This is a genomic window from Stutzerimonas sp. S1, from assembly GCF_025966695.1.
GTDB lineage: Bacteria > Pseudomonadota > Gammaproteobacteria > Pseudomonadales > Pseudomonadaceae > Stutzerimonas.
In genome coordinates this window covers 39,028-61,673 of the sequence record NZ_JAOEIY010000010.1, presented here as the reverse complement: position 1 = coordinate 61,673, position 22,646 = coordinate 39,028, and the positions used below count along the sequence as shown (strand labels likewise).

Sequence of the window (22,646 nt, the reverse complement as noted above, 5' to 3'; positions counted from 1 at the left end):
GAATGAGGCGGACATTCTAGAGGGCGGCGGCGCTCCTGGGGCAAGCGCAGCGTGGGAAACACGTCAGGCGACGCGATCCGGCGAAAGCTGGGGCTGCAACGGCGGCACCAGCGGCGGCAGGCCATGTGCGGCACGCGCCGCATCGCAATGCGCGTTGGGCTCGCCATTGCTCCAGGCCGCCTCGAACTCGCGGCAGGTACTGGAACGCTGCTCGTACAGCGTGCAGCGCACCCTGCAACCAACGTCGCCGAGCAATCCAACACAGCGGGCGGGCTTGGCCTCGGTACCGAGCATCGCCACGTGGTGAGGACTGACCTGAACGACCAGATGGTCGGGAACGACCCCGCCGGACGAGGCACATTCGCCCCAGAAAAACGACACACGAAAATGCGCGCAGCAAGCGCCGCACGCGAGACAGGGATTGTCGACGGACATGGAAGCAGCACACGAAAAAGCCGGAATGGGCCGGCGCCCCGGGCGGCTATTCTATTGATCGCCACGCCCTTGTGAAGAGGCTCCACACGCCTCGCCAGAGGCATCGCACAGGCGGTTTACGAGCGCCCCGGCGCAGGTAGAATGTCGCCCTATTTTTTCCCTGCCGAGCACCCACTCAATGGCTTTACCGACGCTGCGCATCATCGGCTTCATTCTCGGCATATTTCTCATCACCCTGGCGGTCGCCATGGTCGTCCCGATGCTTACGTTGCTGACCTTCGAGCGCACCGACGACTTGCAGGCGTTTATCTGGGCCAGCCTGATCACCGGCGGCTGTGGCATCGCCCTGATCGCGCCGGGCCGGCCGACCAATGCCAAGCTGCGCCCGCGCGACATGTACTTCCTGACCACCATGAGCTGGCTGATCGTCTGCTGTTACGCCGCATTGCCGATGATGCTGACCCAGCACATCAGCTACACCGACGCCTTCTTCGAAACCATGTCGGGCATCACCACCACCGGTGCCACCGTGCTTTCGGGCCTCGACAGTGCCTCACCCGGCCTGCTGATGTGGCGCTCGCTGCTGCACTGGCTGGGCGGCATCGGCTTCATCGGCATGGCCGTGGCGATCCTGCCGTTGCTGAGGGTCGGCGGCATGCGTCTGTTCCAGACGGAGTCGTCGGACTGGTCGGAGAAAGTCGTGCCGCGTTCGCACATCGCCGGGCAGTACCTGATCGCCATCTACGTGGGGTTCACCCTGAGTGCCGTGCTGGCGTTCTGGCTGTCGGGGATGAATCTGTTCGACTCAATCAATCACGCGATGTCCACCGTCTCCACCGGCGGCTTCTCCACCTCCGACGCCTCGATGGGCAAGTTCAGTCCGGCATCACATTGGGTGGCGATGTTCTTCATGCTGCTGGGCAGCCTGCCATTCACCCTGTACGTGGCCACGCTGCGTGGACACCGCATGGCGCTGGTCAGGGATCAACAGGTACGTGGTTTCGTGATGATGCTGGTGGCCACCAGTGTGCTGTTCAGCGGCTGGTACTGGCTGAGCCACGATGCCTACTGGCTGGACGCGCTGCGCATCGTCACCTTCAACGTCGTATCCGTGGTCACCACCACCGGCTTCGCCGTGGGTGACTACAGCCAATGGGGCGGCTTCGCCGTCATGGTGTTCTTCTACCTTACGTTCATCGGCGGCTGCTCCGGCTCCACCTCGGGGGGGCTGAAGATGTTCCGCTTCCAGGTCGCTTACGAATTGTTGCGCGCCAACCTGAAGCAGCTCATCCACCCGCGCGCGGTGATTCGCCAGCAATACAACGGCCACAATCTGGACGAGGAAATCGTCCGTTCGATCCTGACCTTCTCGTTCTTCATCACCATGACCATCGGCGTGCTGGCGCTGTGCCTGGCATTCCTTGGACTAGACCTGATCACCGCGCTGACCGGGGCCGCCTCGGCGGTGTGTAATGTCGGGCCGGGGCTCGGGGCGATCATCGGCCCGGCCGGCAACTTCGGCCCGCTGCCGGATGCCGCGAAGTGGCTGCTATCGATCGGCATGCTGCTGGGCCGTCTGGAGATCATCACCGTGCTGGTGGTGCTGACCCCGGCATTCTGGCGCCACTGATCAGGACTGCGCGTCGCCCTGGCGCTTGCCGAACAGGCGACCGCCCAGGGTCAGCACGGCCAGGACCACCCCACCGGCGACGATACCGAAGGCGGCATCGAGCAGCGTCGGCAATAGTCCACCCAGCACCGCACCGACATACGGCAGCCCCAGCGTCTGCTCGGCGCTGTTCTCGATCCAGTGGTGCACCGTGCCGAAACCATGGGTGAGGATGCCGCCGCCGACCATGAACATCGCGGCGGTTCCAACGACTGACAGCGATTTCATCAGCCATGGTGCCAGCCACAGGATGCCGCGACCGATGCTCTGTGCGGCTTTGCTCGCTGCCTTGTTCAACGCCAGCCCCAGGTCATCGAGCTTGACGATTCCGGCGACCAGCCCATAGACCCCGATCGTCATCACGATGGCGATGCCGGCCAACACCATCACCTGTTGCGCGAAGGTGGCATTTGCCACGCTGCCCAAGGTAATGGCGATGATCTCCGCCGACAGAATGAAGTCCGTCCGGATCGCACCGCGGATCTTGTCCTTCTCGAACGCCACCATGTCCACCGTCGGATCAGCCAGTGCCTTGACAGTTTGTGCATGTTCGGCCGAGTCGTCATGCAGGAAGCGATGCGCCAGCTTCTCGAAACCTTCGTAGCAGAGAAACGCGCCGCCGAGCATCAGCAGCGGCGTGATCGCCCAGGGGATGAAGGCGCTGATCAGCAGAGCTGCCGGCACCAGGATCAGCTTGTTCTTCAACGAGCCCTTGCATACCGCCCAAACGACCGGCAACTCGCGGTCAGCCTTCACGCCACTGACCTGCTGGGCATTGAGCGCCAGATCATCGCCGAGCACACCAGCGGTCTTCTTGGCAGCGACCTTGGTCATGACGGACACATCGTCCAGAACCGTCGCGATATCGTCGATCAGGGCAAGCAAGCTGGTAGCCAATTGAACATCCTGTTTATCGGGAAGGAAAAATAGGCGCGCATGATCGCGCCACGATAGTTTAGGGCGACTTCGCCCCGACAGGTTCCTCGCGCGCGCTCACAAGCGCGCCCGGAATTCGCCTGGCGTGATCGAGTACCAGCGTTTGAACGCCCGATAGAAATTGCTCGGTTCGGCAAATCCCAGCAGATACGCGATCTCCAGCAGAGCGAGATTCGGTTGCGCCAGATACTGACTGGCCAGCTCGCGACGGGTGTCGTCCAGCAGTTGCTGGAAGCTGCCGCCCTCCTCCTGCAATCGCCGCTGCAGCGTGCGTTGCGACAAGTGCAGCGCCTGAGCGACCGCTTCACGCCGCGGCTCACCTTGCGGCAGCAGCCGGCAGAGCACCTGACGAGCCTGATGCGTCACCCGACTGCCCGAGAAACGCGCCAGGTACTCGCCAGCGAAACGATCATGCAACTGTGCCAGCGCATCGTTGGCGGTGGGCAATATCGTTTCCAGATCGGCGCGGGCAAACACCAGAGCGTACTGCCGCGCCTCGAAGCGCAACGGCGCCTGGAACTGCAGACGATAGGGCTCCAGATCGGCCGGGGCAGCACCCTGGAAGCACACTTCCAGCGGTTGCAACGGTTTGCCGCTCAGCCAGCGACAGAATGTCAGGCAGCCGGCCAGCGACGCCTCGCTACTCTGCCGGGCTGGCGGCAGACGGTCGCCGTGGATCGTCAGAGTCAGCGCGAAACCCTGCGCGCAGGGCTGGAAATCCAGATCGGCGCCCTCCGCGATGATGCGCTGATAGCGCACCAGCCGCTGCAGCCCTTCTTTCAAAGTACGGCTGGACATCAGCGCATAACCGACCACATGCGTCGCGCCGGGATGCAGCACCCGCGCGAGGTTCAGACCGATCGCCGGATTGCCGGACAACTCGACCGCGCGCAGCCACAGACGGGTCATGTCGTCCTGGGCGAAACGCGCATCCGCGTCGCTCAGCGCGGCGTAGTCCAACCCCAATTCCGCGAACAGCGCCGCGCAATCGACGCCATCGACTTCCATCGCTCGAACGATCGCCTGCGCCCAGCTCGAGGATGTGGTGCGTTGATTCATGCTGCTCCGTCCATGACCTACTTTTACCGGTGCAGCAGGCCGCCGCACCCAAGGCTACTAAACTGGCACTCACGGTCACTGGCCGGCAAGTGCAGCGCTTCTAGACTGCCGCAACCAAAACAACAGGAGGTACGCCATGCGCACGCAAACCGCCGCCCGTTTCAGCTACTTTGCCGAGTTCTATCCGTTCTATCTGCAGGAGCACCGCAACCGCACCTGTCGTCGACTGCACTTCATCGGCAGTTCGCTGGTGCTGGCGATCCTCGCCTATGTGCTGTTCAGCCAGCAATGGCTGTGGCTGCTCGCCTTGCCAGTGGTGGGCTACGGCTTCGCCTGGATCGGCCACTTCGTCTTCGAGAAGAACCGGCCGGCGACCTTTCGCTACCCGCTGTACAGCTTTCTCGGTGACTGGGTGATGTTCAAGGAAATGCTCACAGGCCGCCTCCCGCTCTGACCGGACAGGCCATGCAACGGGTGTATGAAGTTTTTACCGTCTACGATTTGGCGGCGAGGCAACGCTTGGTTATGATCAGCCGGCCCGGAGCGCGCGCGAGCCAATCGCGGCGCGGGGTATAGCCGCCCACAAGGACCGTCAAGAGTCCGGCGAAGGGGCGCTTCAGTCAGCAAGGCGCATAGAAAAGGCGTCGACCATTATCAGGGATCGTAAGCACACATGACTTCCGCCATGGTTGAGCGCCGCAACGGCCTGGCCAACCGCACCTTGCGCGATTACTACTCCCGCGTGCTCGCCTACCTGGCCGGTGCCGCTACTCTCGCGGCAGGAACCTACACCCAGTTCTTTTCCCTCGACCTGTTATGGATGGTGCCCTACGCACTGCTCTATCCGCACGTCGCCTATCACCTGGGGTACCGTTTCAAGCGCGACCATCCGCAGCGTACCTCGCAGGTACTACTCAGTCTGGATGCTTTCAATGCCGGCTGCAGCATCGTCCTGTTCGGCTTCGCCGTGGTGCCGAGCCTGATGTTCCTGCTGACACTCTGTTTCAGCGCGCTGGTCATCGGCAGCCTGCGCCACCTGCTACTGGCATTGCTTGGCGTGGCGGTCGGTATCGGTCTGTGCAGCCTGGTAGTACCGCTCGAGTTCAGAGGCGCCACACCACCGCTGGTTTCGCTGGCGAGCATTCTGTTCACCTCGCTGTATGTCTGCGCCACGGCTTACTTCGTGCACCAGCAGGGTTTGCGCCTGGCGCAGGCGCGCCGCGACGTCGAAGCGGAACAAGCCAAAGCCGCCCGACTGGCGCGTAACCTGGCCAAGTACCTGTCCCCGCAAGTATGGGAATCGATCTTCTCCGGCAAGCGCAGCGTGCGCCTGGAAACCCAGCGCAAGAAACTCTCGGTGTTTTTCTCCGACATCAAGGGTTTTACCGAACTGTCCGAAGAGCTCGAAGCCGAAGCGCTGACCGACCTGCTCAACAACTACCTCAACGAGATGTCGAAGATCGCCCTGAAGTACGGTGGCACCATCGACAAGTTCGTAGGCGATTGCGTCATGGTGTTCTTCGGCGATCCGTCCAGCCAGGGCGCCAAGAAGGATGCGGTGGCCGCCGTGTCGATGGCCATCGCCATGCGCAAGCATATGAAAGTGCTGCGCCAGCAGTGGCGTGCGCAGGGCATCACCAAGCCGATGGAGATTCGCATGGGGGTCAATACCGGTTATTGCACCGTCGGCAACTTCGGCGCCGATACCCGCATGGACTACACCATCATCGGACGCGAAGTGAACCTTGCCAGCCGGCTGGAAAGCGCGGCCGAGGCCAGCGAGATCTTGATCTCCCACGAGACCTACTCGCTGGTCAAAGACGTGATCATGTGCCGCGACAAGGGTCAGATCGCCGTCAAGGGCTTCTCTCGCCCGGTGCAGATCTATCAGGTAGTCGATTTCCGCCGCGATCTGGGCGCCACCTGCAGCTTCGTCGAAGCCGAACTGCCGGGTTTCTCCATGTACCTGGACACCAACGGCGTGCAGAACTTCGACAAGGAACGGGTCATTCAGGCCTTGCAGCAGGCCGCGGAGAAGCTGCGCGACAAGGTCATTCTCTGACCTCGTCGGCTAGCCGGACGCAGGACAGATCCCGCGCTCGATCCGGCGACGATCGTTTGCATGATTGCACGCTTTCGAAATTCGACAGGTAGCACACCAAGGCTGGGCTGACGCAAAGACCGCTTCTCTGCGGTCCGAGCATGATCGCCAACCATAGATGCCCAGGTAACCGCATGCTTGCCCCGCAACACCCTTTCAGTCTGAGCCCGGCCGATCGCACCGCATGACGCCACGCAACGCTTTGCTAGCCATCCATCTCGGCGCGCTGATGTTCGGCCTTTCCGGAGTGCTCGGGAAACTTGCCGAGAGCTCGCCGCTGACAATCACCTTCGGTCGTGCGCTGTTCGCCGTGCTCGCCCTGCTTATAGTCGCGCTACTCCTGCCGAGCAGCGGCGCACGCCCCGACTGGCGCCGGCGTTGCGGCCTGATGGTCGGCGGCATGCTGCTGGGGGCGCACTGGCTGACATTCTTCATTGCGGTAAAAGTCGCCGGCGTCGGCATCGCCACGCTGGGGTTCGCCAGCTTCCCGGCATTTACGCTGCTACTGGAGGGCCTCCTCTTCCGCGAACGCACGCGCCTGATCGAGTACACCATGGTTGGACTGGTCTGCCTGGGTCTACTGCTGGTGACGCCGAGCTTCGACGCAGCCAGTGCGCCGACCACCGGACTGCTCTACGGGATACTTTCGGGGCTGTTGTTTGCACTGCTGTCGCTGCTCAACCGCGCCGTCACTCGCGGAATCGATGCGGTGCAAGCCGCGCTGTGGCAGAACCTGGCGATCCTCGTCGGTCTGCTGCCGTTCGCCTGGTCCAGCATTCCCGCGATTCCTGCGCAGGATTGGCTGTGGCTGGCGCTGCTCGGCGTGCTCTGTACCGGCCTCGCCCACAGCCTGTTCGTCGCCAGCCTGCGAGTACTCAAGGCGCGCACTACCTCGGTGATCTTTGCTCTAGAGCCGGTCTATGGCATCGCCATCGCCTGGTGGCTGTTCAGCGAGCAACCGACGCTGCGAATGCTGGCCGGCGGCGTTCTGATCATCCTCGCCAGCATCATTGCCAGCCGACTGAAGAGCGAAGCGGTCGCCGCAACGACACCATCGGCCAGGCCCCGCTGAGTTGACGCTGTAGCCGCGTCCAGTGGTGAGACAGGTCTGTAACGCGCGGCGGCAGGCATCGACTCGGCGCAGCAACTATCGGGCGTGCGGCGTCAAGCTGCCGCCGGCCCCGGGTTTGGCAAAGCCTTCAGCGCCGCTCGTTGTGTCCGAGGTCGCGGGTCGGGTCGATATGGTCACGCACCCGTTGCTTGAGCTCTTTGGCCTCCGGGAAGCCACCGTCGAGCTTGCGTTCCCAGATCTGCTCACCGTCACAGGTGATGCAGAACACGCCGCCGGTGCCCGGTACCAAAGACACGCAGCCGAGATCATCGGCAAAGGTCGAGAGCAGTTCCTGGGCGAGCCAGGCGGCGCGCAGCAGCCACTGACACTGGGTGCAATAGACGATGACGATTTCCGGTTTGCTGACGGGCATGGCGGCGACTCTGACTGGTAATGGGAGCGGCCTATAATAGCGGCCCTTGCTCCCTCACCCTCCGGATCTGCCATGCGTCGCCTGCTGCTTGCCCTGTTGTTCTGCCTGCCCCTGAGCGGTCTTGCCGACGCGTCATCACCGAAGACGGGGCTGGTGCTGTCCGGAGGGGCCGCCCGTGGCCTGGCCCATATCGGCGTACTCAAGGCGCTCGAGGAACAGGGCGTACGCATCGATGCGGTGGCCGGCACCAGCATGGGCGCCGTCATTGGTGGGCTATACGCCGCCGGTTACACGGTGCCGGAACTGGAGAAGCTGGCGCTGACGTTGAATTGGCAAGAGGTGCTGTCCGACGACCCAGCGCGCCGGGATGTACCGTTTCGTCGCAAACAGGACGATCGCGACTTTCTGGTCAAGCGCAAGCTCAGCTTCCGCGACGATGGCAGCCTGGGCCTGCCGCTCGGCGTGATCCAGGGCCAGAACCTTGCGTTGCTGCTCGAGCGCCTACTGGTCCATGCCAGCGACACGCGCGACTTCGACCAACTGCCGATCCCCTTTCGCGCGGTAGCCACCGACATCGCCAACGACGAGAAGGTGATCTTCCGCAGCGGCCACTTGCCGCAAGTCATCCGTGCCAGCATGTCGATCCCGGCGGTATTCGCGCCCGTGGAAGTCGAGGGCCGGCTGCTGGTGGATGGCGGCATGGTCGACAACATTCCCATGGACGTCGCGCGTGACATGGGCGTGGACCGGCTGATCGTGGTCGATATCGGCACCCCGCTGAAACCAAGAGACCAGCTGCTCACGGTGATCGATGTGCTCAACCAGTCGATTACCATGATGACCCGGCGTAATTCCGAGGAACAGCTGGCCACCCTGCGTCCCGAAGACCTGCTGATCCAGCCACCGCTGGCGGCCTACGGCTCCACCGACTTCGGCAGCGCGCAGCAGCTGATCGATGCCGGCTACCGCGCCACCAAGGCGCATGAGGGGCGCATGCTCGAACTGGCCGCCAGCGCCGGCGGCAATCCGGCACTGAGTCTGGCGCGCTCGAGCGACCCGCGCACTCCGCTGATCACGGCGATCCGCATCGAAAACGACTCCAAGGTCGGTGACGCAGTGATCCGCCGACATATCCGTCAGCGCCTGGGCGAACCGCTGGACCTGTCTGACCTGCAGAAGGACATGGGCACACTGTACGGCCTGGACTACTTCGACCGCGTCGAATACCGCGTGGCCCATGGCAAGCTAGGCAACACCCTGGTGATCAGGACCCGCGAGAAACGCTCCGGTACCGACTACCTGCGCCTGGGACTGAACCTGTCGGATGATTTCCAGGGCGACAGTGCCTTTAACATCGGCGCCAGCTACCGCAAGAACGGCATCAACGAACTGGGCGCCGAATGGCTCACTCGCCTGCAACTGGGCGACCGTCAGGAGCTGTTCAGCGAGTTCTACCAGCCGCTGGACGCCGGCTCACGCTGGTTCGTCGCGCCCAACGCCTTTCTCGAGGCACAGAACGTCGAAGCGATCCTCGAGCACGACCCCATCGCCGAATACCGCCTGCGCCGCTATGGCTACGGTCTGAATCTGGGCCGGCAGATCGCCAACAACGGCGAAATCCGCTTCGGGGTCGGTCAGGCGTGGGGCGAGGCGGACGTGCGCGTCGGCGAGCGCGACCTGCCCGACTTCAGCTTCAGTGAGGGCTACTACGAGCTGCAGTATTCGTTCGACACGCTGGACGACGTCGACTTTCCCCACGTGGGCGAAGACCTGGGCCTGACGCTACGCCAGTACACCCCGGGGCTCGGCTCGGACCAGCGCTACCGGCAATGGAACATTCACTTGGACAAGGCGCTCAGCCATGGGCCAAACACCTGGGTGCTGGGCGGACGTTACGGGCGCACCCTCGATGACACCGAAGTGGTGACCTCGAGCTACCTGCTTGGCGGCGCGCGCCAACTCTCGGGCTTCCGCCAGGACGCCCTGTCCGGGCAGAACATCAGCCTCGGCCGGGTGGTGTACTACCGCCGTATGACGCCGCGCGGGTTCCTGCCGCTGGATTTCCCGCTGTACCTCGGCGCCTCGCTGGAGCGCGGACGTGCCTGGAACAACGACAACGAGTTCGACAGCGGTTATATCAACGCCGCGAGCATATTCGTCGGCTACGACACGCCGCTGGGACCACTGAATCTAGGCTACGGCACCAACGACGAGGACGAGCAGGCGCTGTACCTGAATCTTGGTCGCAGCTTCTAGCGACCGGCGCGACAGCTGGAAATCGCAGCGCAGTACCGGAACCCTGCGCATCGAGGCTGGCTAATCCCGAATAGCCTGAAGGCCGCTGGCTGCCTTCAGCCCTTGTTCAGGTTGGCGAGAATGCGCGCATGCACCTGCTGGCATTTGCGCAGATCTTCCTCGGGAATGCCGGCGAATAGCTCCTCGCGCACCTGTGTCGAAATCGCTTCGATGCGTTCGATCAGCGGCAGCGCCGGAGCGCCGAGCGAGATACGTTTGGCCCGTCGATCCTCCAGAGAAGCCTGTCGATGGACCAGGCCCTGAGCTTCGAGACTGTCGAGCAGGCGGGCCAGCGTCGGTCCTTCCACTGCAACGCTCTGTGCCAGTTCCCGCTGCGTCGGTGCGTGATCGAACCGGGCCAGGTGCAGGAGCACCAGCCAGCGGGCTTGCGATAACCCAAGATCGGCCAGCCGCCGATCCAGTTCGGCGCGCCAGCCACGCGAGAGTTGCGCCAACTGCATGGCGAAGCGATGTTGCTCGGCGTACATGAAACTTGCATTCCTGCAAAAACTAATTATTAGCGAGCTAATCACAGCTTCTGTGTGCAGGCAAGCCTACCAAGGGCGAGCAACCCGCACCCGCAGCGCGCCGCAGCGACCCATACCCGCCACGGTACCGGGCACCGCGGCAGGCAATGGCGCTGCGACACGACGCAGTTGGTTACAACTCGAATTCGGCCTGCAGCGCCGCGCGCACGCAGTACAGCACCGACTCCGGCACCCGGCCGGTGAATTGTGCGGCGATCTCGGCCACCGATGGCAGCTCACCCTCGCCATCAAGAAAGGCTTCCTGGATTTCCCCAAGCAGCGCCTCCGGCAAGTCCAGTGCCTGCTCAAGGCTCAGCTGCTGCTGGCCGATCGCCTCGGCAAGCAGCGCGTACACGTTCTTCTCGCTGCAATCGAGCTGGCGAGCGATCTGCGCCGGCGTCATGCCGGCGCGCGCGAGGGTTACCAGTTCGTGGCGCAGATCACTGGGCGACTTCACAGCCACCGCGGTGCCCTGCAGCACCTCAAGGAAAGCTTCGCCGTAGCGTTCGAGTTTCCGAGCGCCGACGCCACTGACCCGTGCCATGTCCGACAGCGACCGCGGGCTGCTGCGCAACATTTCCAGCAAGGTGGCATCCGGGAAAATCACATACGGCGGCACGCCATGCTCCTCCGCCAGCCGGCGCCGCAACGCACGCAGGGCCTCCCAGGTGTCGCGCTCCTCGCTGCGCACCAGCTGGCTGGCGGCACTGGCGGTCGGTTTCGACGCCTTGCTCGCCAGCTCCCGGCGCAACTCCAGGCTGACCTCGCCGCGCAACAGCGGTCGACAGCGGTCGCTCAGCCGCAAACCACCGAAGCCTTCCAGATCGACATCGACCAGGCCACGCGCCACCAGTTGGCGGAACAGCGAGCGCCAGTCGCCTTCGGCAAGGCCCTTGCCGACGCCGAACACCGAAAGATGCTGATGACCGAGGCTGCGTACCTTGTCGTTGTCACGACCGAGCAGAACGTCCACCAGGTGGCCGACGCCATAGCGCTGACCGCTGCGGTAGATCGCCGAGAGCGCTTGGCGGGCCGGCTCGGTGGCATCCCAGGTCTGCACGCCGTCGACACAGTTGTCGCAATGCCCGCAAGGCTGCGGCAACTCCTCATCGAAATAGGCCAGCAGCACCTGGCGCCGGCAACGTGTTTCCTCGCACAGCGCCAGCATGGCATCGAGCTTGTGCTGCTCGACCCGCTTGTGACGCTCGTCGCCCTCGGAGTTGTTGAGCATCTGCTTGAGGAAGATCACGTCCTGCAGGCCGTAGGCCATCCAGGCATCCGCCGGCAGGCCATCGCGCCCTGCTCGCCCGGTCTCCTGGTAATAGGCCTCGAGCGACTTGGGCAGGTCCAGGTGAGCGACGAAGCGCACGTTGGGCTTGTCGATGCCCATGCCGAAGGCGATGGTCGCCACCATGATCAGCCCTTCCTCGTTGAGGAAGCGCTTCTGATGATAGGCGCGCAGGTCGTTGGGCAGGCCGGCATGATAGGGCAGCGCCGGGAAGCCCTGCTCGGTCAGGAAGGCGGCCATGTCATCGACCTTCTTGCGCGACATGCAATAGACGATACCGGCATCGCCACGGCGCTCGGCGAGAAAACCGAGCAACTGCTTGCGCGGCTGCTCCTTCGGCACGATGCGATAGAAGATGTTGGGGCGGTCGAAGCTGGAGAGAAAACGCTCGGCATTTTCCAGATGCAGTCGCTGGACGATCTCCTCGCGGGTGCGCTTGTCCGCCGTGGCGGTCAGGGCGATGCGCGGCACCTGCGGGAAATACTCGGCAAGCTGGCCGAGCTGGAGGTACTCGGGACGGAAATCGTGGCCCCACTGCGATACGCAATGCGCCTCGTCGATGGCGAACAAACCGATCTGCAGACGCTGCAGGAACGCCAGCATGCGCGGCTGCACCAGGCGCTCGGGCGCCAGGTAGAGCAGCTTGATCTCGTTGCGACGGATGCGTTCAGCAATGTCGCGTTGTTCCTCGGCGCTCAGCGTTGAGTTGAGCGCCACCGCCGAGATACCCAGTTCGTCCAGTGTCGCGACCTGATCGTCCATCAGCGCGATCAGCGGCGACACCACGACCGCCAGCCCCTCGCGCAGCAACGCAGGCACCTGATAGCACAGCGACTTGCCGCCACCAGTCGGCATCAGTACCAGCGCATCGCCGCCACTGGCTACCCGCTCGATGATCGCGCCCTGGTTGCCGCGAAACGCGTCGTAACCGAATACGTCTTTGAGGATGCGCTGTGCCTGGTCGAGCATGCCGGTCTCCGAAACAAGGCGCGCAGTATACGCGAGCAGTCGCCAGAGTTCAGGACGCAGCGGTCGGCCTTCGGCGTCCCTCGGCCGATTCACGAGCCACCCGGCGCGCCGGGTTTATCGTCGCATGTGGCCGCCGAAGTAGCTTGCATCCCGCGCCTCGTCTAGAATCCCGCTTGTCTTCCCCCCCAAGGTAGTTCCCGATGTCTTTCGCCGAGCAACTCACCCGCCTGCAAGTTTTTCTGGATGCCGATGACTTGCATGAAGAGGCGTTGGATTACATCGCCGCACATGGCTACCTGACGGCGCTGTGCATCTGCTCCGAACAGGTGCCGGAGCGCGAGTGGATCGACGCCCTGTTCTCCGAACCACCGAAGTACAAGGACGATACCGAGCGCGAAGCCATCGAGGCGACGCTGATTCAGCTCAAGGCGCATATTGCCCGGCAGCTGGCCAGCGACGAAGACATGGAATTGCCCTGCGAGCTGGACTTGGGCGAGGAGCCGGATGAATCCGACCTGCGCGGCTGGTGCATCGGCTTCATGGAAGGCGTATTCATGCGCGAAGAGGTCTGGTTCGAGGACTCCGAAGAGGAAGTCAGCGAGCTGCTGCTGCCCATCATGGTCGGCTCCGGCCTGTTCGACGAGCAGCCGGAGTTCGCCGAGATCGCCGACAGTCCCGAGCTGGTAGATGAAATGGTCGCGCAGATTCCGGAACTGCTCACCGCCCTTTATCTGATCTGCCACGCCCCCGAGGAAAAGCCGGCGCTGCTCAAGCCGCGCCGCCACTGATAACTGGGTAGCCGCCGTGGCGCACCGCGATATTCAGCAGCACCGCAATCCCATGGTGCGCTACGTGCTGCTGACGATCGGCTGGCTTGCGGTAACACTAGGGGTGATCGGCATCTTCCTGCCGGTGCTGCCCACCACGCCCTTCATGCTGCTCGCTGCCGCCTGTTTTGTACGCAGCTCGGAGCGCTTTTATGTCTGGCTGGTCGAGCATCCGCGGCTAGGTCCCTGGTTCCGCGATTACCTGGAAGGCAACGGCATCCCGCTCAAAGGCAAGGCCTACACCATCCTCACCATGTGGGTGAGCATCGGTATTTCTTGCTGGCTGGTGCCAATCCTCTGGGCGCGGATCGGCATGCTGCTCAGCGCGGCCTTGGTCACGCTGTACATCATCAAACAGAAAACCCTGCGCACGGTCCAAGCCAAACCACGCCAGTGAGCACGATCCTGCCACTCGGCCGGATTCGCTATGGAGAGCAGCCAATGCAGCCTTTGCAGCCTGGTCCTGCAAGCCGCCACCGCCCGCTGGTGATGTTCCTCGTGCTCGTCTTGCTGAGCACCCCGATATGGAGCCTGGCCCGCTCGGCGAGCTGGCAGCCGTGGGACTTCGAACGCATCTACCGCAGCCTCGAAAAACGCTACGGCGCGCTCGACGATGCGCTTCCGCGAATCGAAGCCTGGCAAGCATTACTGCAGCAGAGTGGTGAGCTCCCCGAGCTGCAGCAGTTGGCCGAAGTCAATCGCTTCTTCAATCGGCACATCCGCTTCAGTGACGATGTCTGGGTCTGGGAACAGGACGACTACTGGGCCACGCCCGTGGAATCGCTGATCCGCGGCGCGGGTGACTGCGAAGACTACGCATTGGCCAAGTACTTCACGCTGCGCCGGCTAGGCGTGCCGAGCGACAGGCTGCGTATCACCTACGTCAAGGCGCTGCGGCTGAATCAGGCGCACATGGTGCTGACCTACTACGCGACGCCCACCGCCGATCCGCTGGTGCTGGATAACATCGACGGCGCCATCCGCCCCGCCTCGCAGCGCCAGGATCTTCTGCCGGTTTACGCCTTCAATGCTGAAGGACTGTACGTACCGGGTGCCGGTGGCGGCAAACGTAGCGGAGATAGCAAAAGGCTGTCACGCTGGCAGGACGTCCTGCTCAGGATGCGGGCCGAAGGATTTGTTGTAGGTGAGGGCTAGGGGGAAGTATGTCGTTACTCAAGCAGCTGTTTCTCGCCATCTGCCTGTTTCTGGTGGTGGCTTTCGCGGGTAGCTTCATCGCCAGCGTCGAACATTCCCGCGAACAGTCGATCAGCCAGCTTCGCTCTCACGCTCAGGACGCGGCCACCGCACTAGCGCTGTCGATGACGCCGCACGTCGACGACCCGGTCATGCTCGAACTCATGGTCAACTCGATCTTCGACAGCGGTTATTTCAGCAGCATCCGCGTCGTCTCGCTCGACGACGGCAACGCGATCATCGAACGCACCAGCAACATCGCCAGCGAGCAGGTGCCGGCCTGGTTCGCCCGGCTGGTCAACCTGCCAGCCCAAGGCGGCGACGCGCTGATCATGCGCGGCTGGGAACAGGCGGCGCGGGTGGAAGTGATCAGCCATCCAGAGTTCGCTCTGGCCAAGGTCTGGGACAGCACCATTGCCACACTCTACTGGCTGCTCGGCTGCGGACTGGTCAGCGCCCTGCTCGGTGGCTGGCTGCTGCGTCGCCAGCTTAGACCGCTGGATCGCATGGTCGAGCAGGCACATGCCATTACCCAGCGCGAATTCGTCGCCTTGCCCGAGTTGCCGCGAACGCCAGAACTGCGCCGCGTGGTGCAGGCAATGAACCAGATGGTCGCCAAGTTGCAGATGCTCTTCGCCGAGGAAGCGGCACGCAGCGAACAACTTCATCAACAGGCCTATCAGGACGAGCTGACCGGCCTGGCCAACCGCCGCTTGCTGGACCAGCGTCTGGCAACCCAGCTTGCGCCCGCAGAGCATCATGGCACCGGCTACCTGCTGCTACTGCGTATCCATGACCTGAACGGGCTCAACCAGCGACTCGGCAGCCAGCACAGCGACCAGTTGATCATGGCGATTGGCGAACTGCTCAAGCGCGTCAAAAGCGAACGTGGACACCCCAACTGGCTGGCCGGCCGCAGCCGCGGTAGCGACTTCGTCCTGCTCGCCCCGGGACTGCACGAAGCGGAAGCCAGCCAGCTCGCCGAAACGCTGAGCGTCGATCTGGAAACCCTGCGCCCCACCGGCGCGAGCGACAGCGAACCCGTCGCCCACATCGGTTTAACCGAATTCCGTGTCGGCGACACACCCGGTGAAGTACTGGAACGAGCCGATCAGGCGTTGGCGTTGGCGCAGAGCGACAGTGCGCCGAACTGGCACGAATTCAGTCACCAGGCCCCTGTCGTACACAGTGAACACGGCTGGTATCAGCTCCTCGATGAAGCACTTGAACGGCGCACTCTGGCCATCTTCGTGCAACCCGTGGTGCTGGCCTCCAGCCCGAGCCAGCAGCTTCATCACAAGTTGCTGGCACGCCTACCGATCGCCAATGGCGAAATCCTTACGGCCGGCAGCTTCCTGCCATGGGTCGAACGACTGGGTTGGTCGGCACGCTTCGACCTGGTGATGCTCGAGCGTGCCATCGAGCATCTGCGGATTACCCCGGCAGCGCTGGCTATCAGCCTTTCCAGCACGACGCTGCGGGACGCCCTCAGCCTTGGACGAATCGTCCAGTTGCTACGCAACAACCGCGAACAGGCCAGTTGCCTGTACCTGGAGCTGGACGCGCGTCATCTGCCCGCAGCCACCGTCCTGCAACAATGCAGCCAGATGCTACGCGCGACGGGCGCCCATGTCGGTCTGCAGCACTTCGGCGGCGATTTCAGCAAACTCGCCAACCTGGCGCACCTGGGGTTGGTCTATCTGAAGATCGACGGGACCTATGTCCGCGGCATTGAGCGGGACGAGGACAAGCGTTTGTTCATCGAGGCGATTAACCGAACCACCCACAGCATCGACTTGCCGCTGATTGCCGAGATGGTCGAGACCGAGGAGGAGCGCATAACGCTAGCGGCGCTGGGCGTGCATGGTGTCATGGGGCATGCCGTGGGCGTGCCACACCCGTGGCCGGAGCAATCGGGATACTGATTGGCACCGATGGAGCCAGCCTTGCCGCGGCTGCGCAGTGAACGTTAGAGCAACGGCTGCTCGTCATCGTCGCCGAGCAGGCCGCCCAAGCCGCCGAGCCTAGCCCGCGTCTGCTGACGCGCACGTAGCTTGCGCTGGGCCGCCTCCGGCAGATCCGTGAAACGGATAACGCCACGATCGATCAGCACACTGATGAGGTCTTCCAGCACCCGCACCATCTCCAGGTCGGAGGCCTGCAGGCCGACCCGCTGTGCGTGCTCATCATTCTGCGCCGCGAGCCAGCTCAGCGCCTCGTCGCTGTCGGCCAGCATCGTTCCGGTCATGCCTTCGAAAGGCTCCGCTTCGACACGCTGGAGCTGTCCGCCGCGGTCTCGCTCGATATAGAGCATACAAATTCCTCAAATAAGCGAGCCCGCCACCCTCGCGAGTGGCGGGCTTGAGCAGTCAGGCTCAGGTATTGTCGACCTTGAGGGCATTGTCGGCGATCAGGCTGTCGATCACCGCGGCCTCGTCGGTCGTACCGTACAACACGGACAGATCCACACCGGCCAAGGTGATGTCCTGCACGGGTTCGCCACCGGGTGTCAGGCTAACCGAGATGGTCGTACTGTCACCGAAAGCAAAGGTGAGGTAGCTGTCCAGCGTCGCGCCATCGGAATCCACCCCCGCCAGCAATTCCGACAGATCGAGCACGTCAGATGTGGCGCCGGATGGATCGATATGGAAGTCGCTGATGGTATCGCTGCCGTTGTCACCCATACGCCAGACGAAGCTGTCACGACCGGCACCGCCAGTCATCGAGTCGTCACCCAGGCCACCGAACAGGATGTCCTCGCCATCGCCGCCAACCAGAATATCGTCTCCGGCGCCGCCACCGAGAATGTCGTCGCCCGCGCCGCCCTCCAGGTAATTCGCCTGCGCATTGCCGGTCAGCTGGTCGTTACCACTGCCCCCTACCACGCCCTCGATGTCGATATAGGTATCGCCGGCCGCCAGGCCGCCAGCGCCCGTGCCAGTTGCGAGGTTCACGGTGACGCCGATCTCGTCGGCACTGTAGTCGGCGATATCCATGCCGGCGCCGCCATCCAGCTCATCCGCGCCGGCTCCGCCGATCAGCACATCATTGCCAAGACCACCAATGAGTGAATCATCACCGCTACCGCCTACCAGGACATCGTTGCCGCTGCCGCCAACCAGAGAGTCGTTGCCCGCATTGCCGGCCAGGTAGTTGTTGGATGTGTCGCCGGTCAGCGTGTCATCACCGGAACCACCGATGAGACCCTCGATACCTGTGTAGCTGTCGCCAGCCGCAGTGCCATATGCGCCAGTCCCGGCCGCCAGGCTGGCCACGACACCTGCGGTATCGTCGCTGTAATCGACGACATCAAACCCCGCACCGCCAACGATGGAGTCACTCAGACTGCTTGCGGCAATGACATCGTCGACGGCCGAGCCGTTGAGCAGGAAGCTGGTCGTCGTTTCCTCGCCAACCACGTGCACATTGAGCGTCGATGACGAGCTGGGATCACCATCGCCGTCGACGGCAACGATGTCGAATGCCAGATCCTGATCTTGCGGAAGCACGGTTGTGCTGATCGTCGTGGTCGAGAAGCGCACCTTGCCATTGCCGGACACTCCGAACAGGTTCAGCTGGTTGAAGCTGATGGTCGGGTTGATAACCGTCTCCACATCCCCCGCTGCTATCACCACAGAGCCGTTTTCAGTCTGGCCAGTCAGCGAGTTGTAGGCAGTCCAGGCCACATTCAGGGAGCCCTTGACCGAGTTGTTTTCCAGCACTACCTGATCGACCAGCCGAATATTGGTCGTCGGCCAGTCATTGCCCGCTGTCCCGCTGGAGTGGAACTCCATCATGAACTGCTCGCCACGCGCGAAGAACTGGTCGTTGATCCCGAAACCCGGCGTCGATGAGTTGATTGCACCGGTGGTGCTGCTGAACTCGATCAAACCATCCGAGGTCTCGGCGAAGTACGGATTGTGGCCGGACGTCAGATCATTCAGCGCATACGTCTGCTCGGTGGAAGCCTCCGGCTGAAGAAGCGCGAACGTATAGGTGCCGTCCGCATTGACCGTCAGCGTGAAGACCGTCTCGTTCGTGCTCGTAAGCGCTGTAATGGTGGAGCTGACGAACTGCCCTGAGCCGTCGTAGTTGTGCACGACGGGCGAATAGGTCAAGCCCGAGATCGCCGGGCCGGTGATCTGGAATTCGCCCACCCCGTCTGCCCCGGGCACGACGGCGAAGGTGCCGTTGACCGTGCCGACCTCGTTGGGGATCGTCGCGGCGACGAAGGCTCCGAGCGCAGGGAGATCATCGACGACACCGATCACCAGATCGCTCGATGCGCTGGCAAGACCATCCGAAACGCTGACCGAGAACGTATCAGCCTCCTGCCCCGCCAGATCCTGCGTGGCATCGGTCAGTTGATACTGATAGCTGGCCACCCCGGTGTCACTGTCATAGCCAATGACCGTCAGGGTGCCATAAGCACCCGCGAAGCTGCTGCCAAGCAGATTCGCGATGTTCACGGTCTTGCCGTTGATGGTCACGCTCTGCAGGTCGTCCAGGCCATCGGTGTCGGCCAGGGTGAAGCTGCCGGAGGCGAACTCGCCAGCATCGCCGGCGGCCGAGCCGCTGCTCAGCCCGGCTTCTTCGACGAGGCTGTCGGTGGCCACCAGGCTCAGGGTCGGGCCGTCGTTGTTGCCGGTGATGGTGATGGTCAGCGTCGCGCTGGACGGATCGCCGTCGGCATCCTGCATGGTGTAGCTGAAGGTTTCGGTGAGGGTTTCGCCGTCGTCCAGGCCTTGCACCGCGGCATCGTTCGGGTTGATCAGGTAGCTGTAGTTGCCGCCGCCCAGGTCGGTGAAGGTGCCGTGTGCCGCCGTGGTGCTGGTCCAGTTGACGAAGCTGTTCGGGGTGTCGGCGCCCGGTTGGTCGTTGGCGTGCAGGTCGTTGCTCAGCACGTTGCCGGTGATGGCAGCGACGCTGTCCTCGCCCACGCTGGCGCTGTCGGCCACGGCCTGCGGGACGTCGTCGACGATTTCGATGACCAGGCTGGCCGGGGTCGAGCTGCCGGTGCCGTCGGTCACGCTGAGGCTGAAGCTGTCGGTCTCGGTACCGGCGCCATCGGTGGTCGCTTCGGTCAGTTCGTAGGTGTAGTTCGCCACGCCGGTGGCGGCGTTGTAGGCGGTGATGGTCAGGGTGCCGTGGGCGCCGGCGAAGGTCTCGTCCTGCAGGTCACCAATCGCCACGGTCTTGCCGTTGATGGTCACGCTCTGCAGGTCGTCCAGGCCATCGGTGTCGGCCAGGGTGAAGCTGCCGGAGGCGAACTCGCCAGCATCGCCGGCGGCCGAGCCGCTGCTCAGCCCGGCTTCTTCGACGAGGCTGTCGGTGGCGGCCAGGCTCAGGGTCGGGCCGTCGTTGCTGCCGGTGATGGTGATGGTCAGCGTCGCGCTGGACGGATCGCCGTCGGCATCCTGCATGGTGTAGGTGAAGGTTTCGGTGAGGGTTTCGCCGTCATCCAGACCTTGCACCGCGGCATCGTTCGGGTTGATCAGGTAGCTGTAGTTGCCGCCGCCCAGGTCGGTGAAGGTGCCGTGCGCCGCCGTGGTGCTGGTCCAGTTGACGAAGCTGTTCGGGGTGTCGGCACCCGGTTGGTCGTTGGCGTGCAGGTCGTTGGTCAGCACGTTGCCGGTGATGGCAGCGACGCTGTCCTCGCCCACGCTGGCGCTGTCGGCCACGGCCTGCGGGACGTCGTCGACGATTTCGATGACCAGGCTGGCCGGGGTCGAGCTGCCGGTGCCGTCGGTCACGCTGAGGCTGAAGCTGTCGGTCTCGGTACCGGCGCCATCGGTGGTCGCTTCGGTCAGTTCGTAGGTGTAGTTCGCCACGCCGGTGGCGGCGTTGTAGGCGGTGATGGTCAGGGTGCCGTGGGCGCCGGCGAAGGTCTCGTCCTGCAGGTCACCAATCGCCACGGTCTTGCCGTTGATGGTCACGCTCTGCAGGTCGTCCAGGCCATCGGTGTCGGCCAGGGTGAAGCTGCCGGAGGCGAACTCGCCAGCATCGCCGGCGGCCGAGCCGCTGCTCAGCCCGGCTTCTTCGACGAGGCTGTCGGTGGCCACCAGGCTCAGGGTCGGGCCGTCGTTGTTGCCGGTGATGGTGATGGTCAGCGTCGCGCTGGACGGATCGCCGTCGGCATCCTGCATGGTGTAGCTGAAGGTTTCGGTGAGGGTTTCGCCGTCGTCCAGGCCTTGCACCGCGGCATCGTTCGGGTTGATCAGGTAGCTGTAGTTGCCGCCGCCCAGGTCGGTGAAGGTGCCGTGTGCCGCCGTGGTGCTGGTCCAGTTGACGAAGCTGTTCGGGGTGTCGGCGCCCGGTTGGTCGTTGGCGTGCAGGTCGTTGCTCAGCACGTTGCCGGTGATGGCAGCGACGCTGTCCTCGCCCACGCTGGCGCTGTCGGCCACGGCCTGTGGGACGTCGTCGACGATTTCGATGACCAGGCTGGCCGGGGTCGAGCTGCCGGTGCCGTCGGTCACGCTGAGGCTGAAGCTGTCGGTCTCGGTACCGGCGCCATCGGTGGTCGCTTCGGTCAGTTCGTAGGTGTAGTTCGCCACGCCGGTGGCGGCGTTGTAGGCGGTGATGGTCAGGGTGCCGTGGGCGCCGGCGAAGGTCTCGTCCTGCAGGTCACCAATCGCCACGGTCTTGCCGTTGATGGTCACGCTCTGCAGGTCGTCCAGGCCATCGGTGTCGGCCAGGGTGAAGCTGCCGGAGGCGAACTCGCCAGCATCGCCGGCGGCCGAGCCGCTGCTCAGCCCGGCTTCTTCGACGAGGCTGTCGGTGGCCACCAGGCTCAGGGTCGGGCCGTCGTTGCTGCCGGTGATGGTGATGGTCAGCGTCGCGCTGGAAGGATCGCCGTCGGCATCCTGCATGGTGTAGCTGAAGGTTTCGGTGAGGGTTTCGCCGTCGTCCAGGCCCTGTACCGCGGGCAGCTCGTTGTCGAGCGTGTAACTGAAGCTACCATCGGCATTGAGCGTCAACTGACCGTAGGTGCCGGCGCTGGTACCGGCCGTAACGACACGGATTCCACCGTCCGCGCCTGGTTGGTCATTGCTCAACACATTTCCTTCCACGCTCGGCGCGTCCTCATCAATGCCAAACAGGTCATCGATGGCCAGTGGAACGCCGTCCACTGGCGCGGATGTCTCCTCCGCGCGCGCCACTTCCGGCTCGGGAAACTCCGGAACGCCGGCCAGCCCCTGGGTCGGGAAACCGATGCTCGGATCGATCGCTCCCCCGACCTCGTTCAGCAGCACGAAGGAATTGCCACCACCCGCCGCGCCACCACCACCGGCAGCCGGACCCGCTGCAGTGGCAGGCGCGACAAGGGTGGGGTCCTCGCCGGCGGCGATGGCGCGTTGCAACGCTTCGACATCAGCCAGTTCGGCGGCTGACGCTACGGCAGGTGCCGCCTCCGTACCACCCTCGGCGGCCACCAGCAGCTGCTCGTCCAGCAGCAGATCGGATTCGCGCCCGAGCATCAGCTCGCCGCTGCCGACCAGATCGACATCCACCGCACCACCGGCACCGGTGATCACACGGTCGCCGGCATACAGGCGATCCCCTTCGATTAGCAGCCGCCGCACGCCGTTCTCGCCGATAACGAACGCCTCGCCCACAACCTGCCTGACGGTACCGATCAACTTGGCCATGTTTCCTCCGAATCGCCTTTGCGGCTAACAGCACGAGCCGCCGTCACCGCGGACAGCTAGTGGCACTTTGCTTTCAAGATTCAGTTTCTTATATACAAAAACTATTATTCAGCTCATCGGGCGATCCCGTTCGTCAGCCAGTATTCGCTGCATCTAATTAATACCGTAGCACTGATTCTTTCACCTTCACGCTAGCCGATAAAAAAATTCATA

General features: G+C 63.5%; 17 protein-coding genes. 9 read left to right on the top strand and 8 right to left on the bottom strand.

From position 1 onward, the window contains the following. Nucleotides 1–63 precede the first annotated feature (63 nt). Nucleotides 64–435, bottom strand: coding sequence for a YkgJ family cysteine cluster protein (locus N8H22_RS19380; RefSeq protein WP_264592123.1), 372 nt, complete (start codon nucleotides 433–435; stop codon nucleotides 64–66). A gap of 178 nt (nucleotides 436–613) precedes the next feature. Between N8H22_RS19380 and N8H22_RS19375 the strand changes: the two genes are divergently transcribed. After that, nucleotides 614–2,065, top strand: a complete 1,452-nt coding sequence (locus tag N8H22_RS19375) for a TrkH family potassium uptake protein (RefSeq protein ID WP_264592122.1) — start codon at nucleotides 614–616, stop codon at nucleotides 2,063–2,065. Here the strand turns inward: N8H22_RS19375 and N8H22_RS19370 are convergent, their stop codons facing one another. Both N8H22_RS19370 and N8H22_RS19365 read right to left on the bottom strand, forming a co-directional pair. Beyond that, complete coding sequence (locus N8H22_RS19370) at nucleotides 2,066–3,001, bottom strand: DUF808 domain-containing protein (protein ID WP_264592121.1); 936 nt, start codon at nucleotides 2,999–3,001, stop codon at nucleotides 2,066–2,068. It lies immediately after the preceding gene. A 96-nt stretch (nucleotides 3,002–3,097) separates the two neighbouring features. After that, nucleotides 3,098–4,099, bottom strand: coding sequence for an AraC family transcriptional regulator (locus N8H22_RS19365; RefSeq protein WP_264592120.1), 1,002 nt, complete (start codon nucleotides 4,097–4,099; stop codon nucleotides 3,098–3,100). A gap of 136 nt (nucleotides 4,100–4,235) precedes the next feature. On the opposite strand from N8H22_RS19365, the gene N8H22_RS19360 reads away from it, so the two are divergent. From N8H22_RS19360 to N8H22_RS19350, 3 genes are all read left to right on the top strand, one after another. Further along, entirely contained in the window at nucleotides 4,236–4,553 is a 318-nt protein-coding gene (locus tag N8H22_RS19360) for an Mpo1-like protein (RefSeq protein ID WP_264592119.1), read from the top strand. A 219-nt stretch (nucleotides 4,554–4,772) separates the two neighbouring features. Then, nucleotides 4,773–6,161 carry an adenylate/guanylate cyclase domain-containing protein gene (locus N8H22_RS19355; protein ID WP_264592118.1) on the top strand — a complete coding sequence of 463 codons (1,389 nt, stop codon included), beginning with the start codon at nucleotides 4,773–4,775 and terminating at the stop codon, nucleotides 6,159–6,161. Between the two features lie 223 nt (nucleotides 6,162–6,384). Beyond that, nucleotides 6,385–7,272: a DMT family transporter gene (locus tag N8H22_RS19350; protein ID WP_264592117.1), complete on the top strand. Its 888-nt coding sequence runs from the start codon at nucleotides 6,385–6,387 to the stop codon at nucleotides 7,270–7,272. Between the two features lie 127 nt (nucleotides 7,273–7,399). Here the strand turns inward: N8H22_RS19350 and N8H22_RS19345 are convergent, their stop codons facing one another. Beyond that, on the bottom strand, nucleotides 7,400–7,684 hold the full coding sequence (locus N8H22_RS19345; protein ID WP_264592116.1) for a SelT/SelW/SelH family protein: 285 nt from the start codon (nucleotides 7,682–7,684) through the stop codon (nucleotides 7,400–7,402). Between the two features lie 72 nt (nucleotides 7,685–7,756). Between N8H22_RS19345 and N8H22_RS19340 the strand changes: the two genes are divergently transcribed. Further along, nucleotides 7,757–9,940 carry a patatin-like phospholipase family protein gene (locus N8H22_RS19340; protein ID WP_264592115.1) on the top strand — a complete coding sequence of 728 codons (2,184 nt, stop codon included), beginning with the start codon at nucleotides 7,757–7,759 and terminating at the stop codon, nucleotides 9,938–9,940. Nucleotides 9,941–10,035: 95 nt separating this feature from the next. On the opposite strand, the gene N8H22_RS19335 is transcribed toward N8H22_RS19340, so the two are convergent. Together N8H22_RS19335 and recQ are read right to left on the bottom strand one after the other, a co-directional pair. Continuing rightward, nucleotides 10,036–10,467, bottom strand: coding sequence for a MarR family transcriptional regulator (locus N8H22_RS19335; protein WP_264592114.1), 432 nt, complete (start codon nucleotides 10,465–10,467; stop codon nucleotides 10,036–10,038). 172 nt (nucleotides 10,468–10,639) lie between these two features. Then, nucleotides 10,640–12,763, bottom strand: coding sequence for a DNA helicase RecQ (gene recQ / locus N8H22_RS19330; protein ID WP_264592113.1), 2,124 nt, complete (start codon nucleotides 12,761–12,763; stop codon nucleotides 10,640–10,642). Between the two features lie 200 nt (nucleotides 12,764–12,963). Here recQ and N8H22_RS19325 point away from each other — a divergent pair, with 200 nt between their 5' ends. The 4 genes from N8H22_RS19325 to N8H22_RS19310 are packed head-to-tail and all read left to right on the top strand — an operon-like array spanning nucleotide 12,964 to nucleotide 16,709. Then, nucleotides 12,964–13,551 carry a YecA family protein gene (locus N8H22_RS19325; protein WP_264592112.1) on the top strand — a complete coding sequence of 196 codons (588 nt, stop codon included), beginning with the start codon at nucleotides 12,964–12,966 and terminating at the stop codon, nucleotides 13,549–13,551. 16 nt (nucleotides 13,552–13,567) lie between these two features. Beyond that, entirely contained in the window at nucleotides 13,568–13,987 is a 420-nt protein-coding gene (locus N8H22_RS19320; RefSeq protein ID WP_264592111.1) for a YbaN family protein, read from the top strand. 44 nt (nucleotides 13,988–14,031) lie between these two features. After that, the gene (gene lapG / locus N8H22_RS19315; protein WP_264592110.1) at nucleotides 14,032–14,745 is read left to right on the top strand and encodes a cysteine protease LapG; all 714 of its coding nucleotides are present in this window, start codon (nucleotides 14,032–14,034) and stop codon (nucleotides 14,743–14,745) included. An 8-nt stretch (nucleotides 14,746–14,753) separates the two neighbouring features. Then, entirely contained in the window at nucleotides 14,754–16,709 is a 1,956-nt protein-coding gene (locus tag N8H22_RS19310) for a LapD/MoxY N-terminal periplasmic domain-containing protein (protein ID WP_264592109.1), read from the top strand. 44 nt (nucleotides 16,710–16,753) lie between these two features. Here the strand turns inward: N8H22_RS19310 and N8H22_RS19305 are convergent, their stop codons facing one another. Together N8H22_RS19305 and N8H22_RS19300 are read right to left on the bottom strand one after the other, a co-directional pair. Continuing rightward, complete coding sequence (locus N8H22_RS19305) at nucleotides 16,754–17,098, bottom strand: tryptophan synthase subunit beta (RefSeq protein WP_264592108.1); 345 nt, start codon at nucleotides 17,096–17,098, stop codon at nucleotides 16,754–16,756. 61 nt (nucleotides 17,099–17,159) lie between these two features. After that, complete coding sequence (locus N8H22_RS19300; RefSeq protein WP_264592107.1) at nucleotides 17,160–22,433, bottom strand: retention module-containing protein; 5,274 nt, start codon at nucleotides 22,431–22,433, stop codon at nucleotides 17,160–17,162. Nucleotides 22,434–22,646 lie beyond the last annotated feature (213 nt).

Coding starts and splice junctions, on each gene's coding strand:
- N8H22_RS19335 (WP_264592114.1), bottom strand. CDS start 10,467: ATGTACGCCGAGCAACATCGCTTCGCCATGCAGTTGGCGCAACTCTCG.
- N8H22_RS19325 (WP_264592112.1), top strand. CDS start 12,964: ATGTCTTTCGCCGAGCAACTCACCCGCCTGCAAGTTTTTCTGGATGCC.
- N8H22_RS19365 (WP_264592120.1), bottom strand. CDS start 4,099: ATGAATCAACGCACCACATCCTCGAGCTGGGCGCAGGCGATCGTTCGA.
- N8H22_RS19350 (WP_264592117.1), top strand. CDS start 6,385: ATGACGCCACGCAACGCTTTGCTAGCCATCCATCTCGGCGCGCTGATG.
- N8H22_RS19305 (WP_264592108.1), bottom strand. CDS start 17,098: ATGCTCTATATCGAGCGAGACCGCGGCGGACAGCTCCAGCGTGTCGAA.
- N8H22_RS19375 (WP_264592122.1), top strand. CDS start 614: ATGGCTTTACCGACGCTGCGCATCATCGGCTTCATTCTCGGCATATTT.
- N8H22_RS19300 (WP_264592107.1), bottom strand. CDS start 22,433: ATGGCCAAGTTGATCGGTACCGTCAGGCAGGTTGTGGGCGAGGCGTTC.
- N8H22_RS19310 (WP_264592109.1), top strand. CDS start 14,754: ATGTCGTTACTCAAGCAGCTGTTTCTCGCCATCTGCCTGTTTCTGGTG.
- N8H22_RS19355 (WP_264592118.1), top strand. CDS start 4,773: ATGACTTCCGCCATGGTTGAGCGCCGCAACGGCCTGGCCAACCGCACC.
- lapG (WP_264592110.1), top strand. CDS start 14,032: ATGCAGCCTTTGCAGCCTGGTCCTGCAAGCCGCCACCGCCCGCTGGTG.
- N8H22_RS19345 (WP_264592116.1), bottom strand. CDS start 7,684: ATGCCCGTCAGCAAACCGGAAATCGTCATCGTCTATTGCACCCAGTGT.
- N8H22_RS19360 (WP_264592119.1), top strand. CDS start 4,236: ATGCGCACGCAAACCGCCGCCCGTTTCAGCTACTTTGCCGAGTTCTAT.
- recQ (WP_264592113.1), bottom strand. CDS start 12,763: ATGCTCGACCAGGCACAGCGCATCCTCAAAGACGTATTCGGTTACGAC.
- N8H22_RS19340 (WP_264592115.1), top strand. CDS start 7,757: ATGCGTCGCCTGCTGCTTGCCCTGTTGTTCTGCCTGCCCCTGAGCGGT.
- N8H22_RS19380 (WP_264592123.1), bottom strand. CDS start 435: ATGTCCGTCGACAATCCCTGTCTCGCGTGCGGCGCTTGCTGCGCGCAT.